This window comes from Sphingobium sp. AS12 (assembly GCF_019097845.1).
Taxonomy (GTDB): domain Bacteria; phylum Pseudomonadota; class Alphaproteobacteria; order Sphingomonadales; family Sphingomonadaceae; genus Sphingobium.
Genome location: NZ_JAHRGM010000100.1, coordinates 1 through 1,139 on the forward strand (window position 1 = coordinate 1; position 1,139 = coordinate 1,139).

Genomic DNA, 1,139 nt, shown 5'->3' on the forward strand with positions numbered 1-1,139 from the left:
CTCCACGGCAAACATCCCCGGCCACCCCCCTTAAAAGGAGCAACCTATCCAATGGCTGGTTTTTAAACCGCCACGCTCAGCAAATCGCTGGCGTTCCATTGGCCTGGTTTGTCACCGCCCTCTACAATCAGCAGCCCGGCGCCGGTTAGGATGAGGATATAGGGCTCAGGCGTTGAAATGATCTGGTGCATTGCCTGGTAACGACGCAGCAGTCTCATTGGCTACATGGCACTTGCCGAGACAGAAATTTTCACAGCATCGGCCGACGCCTCCCTTGCGCTGCTCCAGACCGGCGTGAACGCTTGTTTGCTTGGGGGCTTGAAACAATCGGTTTTTTGATATCGCCGTGAAAGACGCGGGGTAAAGGGTCGAACTTGGCCTCAACGTCCGGACGTTTTAGTCACGGCCGCCTGTTTTTGCGCATCGGGATTGCTGCCGTCGCAGAAGTTTACCTGCGCCTTTCCCTTTGCTTTGGAATGATAAAGGGCGCCATCCGCACATTCCATCAGGCGATCGAGATCAAGGCCATTTGTAGGAGCCAGCGCAATGCCGATGCTGACGGAAATGCACATGTCGGTGCCCTCTATCGAATAGGGTTCGGATAGTTGTTTGATTATCCGACGGGCCAGAAGCTCGGCTTGGTCTGGATGCTGAACGCCCGGCTGAATAACCAGAAACTCATCGCCCCCCAGACGAGCGACGACATCATCGCTCCGGATGGTTGCGGTCAGGCGTTGGGCAGCCTGCACCAACAGTCTGTCACCGGCCGGATGCCCAAACTGGTCGTTGATCGTTTTGAACCCGTCAAGATCAAGATAATGGACTGCGACCTGGTTCTCGATCAGGCAAGATGCCATTCTCGCCTGGAATTCTTCCCGCACAAGCAACCGATTGGCAAGGCCTGTCAAAGGATCGAACCTCGCCAGTGTCGCAAGATCATGCTTGGCCGTCAAATGGTCGACCGTTGACTTGTAGAGATGCTTCACGGACTGGATACTCATCAGCGCGACCACGACTAAGGCCTGTGGACATTAGCGCATAGCGATTTTCAAGGCCGCGAGATTGATCATAGCGCGGTAGCTCTCGTCAGTTTTTTCGTACCGGGTAGCGATCCGGCGGAATGTTTTGAGGCTGCAGAA

General features: G+C 55.0%; 2 protein-coding genes and 1 pseudogene. All 3 read right to left on the reverse strand.

The genetic code is table 11. The features are described from left to right. Positions 1-62 precede the first annotated feature (62 nt). Positions 63-191, reverse strand: coding sequence for a hypothetical protein (locus KRZ98_RS24500; protein ID WP_302849148.1), 129 nt, complete (start codon positions 189-191; stop codon positions 63-65). A 189-nt stretch (positions 192-380) separates the two neighbouring features. Further along, on the reverse strand, positions 381-1,013 hold the full coding sequence (locus KRZ98_RS23910) for a diguanylate cyclase (protein ID WP_368389868.1): 633 nt from the start codon (positions 1,011-1,013) through the stop codon (positions 381-383). A gap of 18 nt (positions 1,014-1,031) precedes the next feature. Further along, a pseudogene (locus tag KRZ98_RS23915) lies at positions 1,032-1,139 on the reverse strand (IS5/IS1182 family transposase); the annotation flags it as partial.

Coding starts and splice junctions, on each gene's coding strand:
- KRZ98_RS24500 (WP_302849148.1), bottom strand. CDS start 191: ATGCACCAGATCATTTCAACGCCTGAGCCCTATATCCTCATCCTAACC.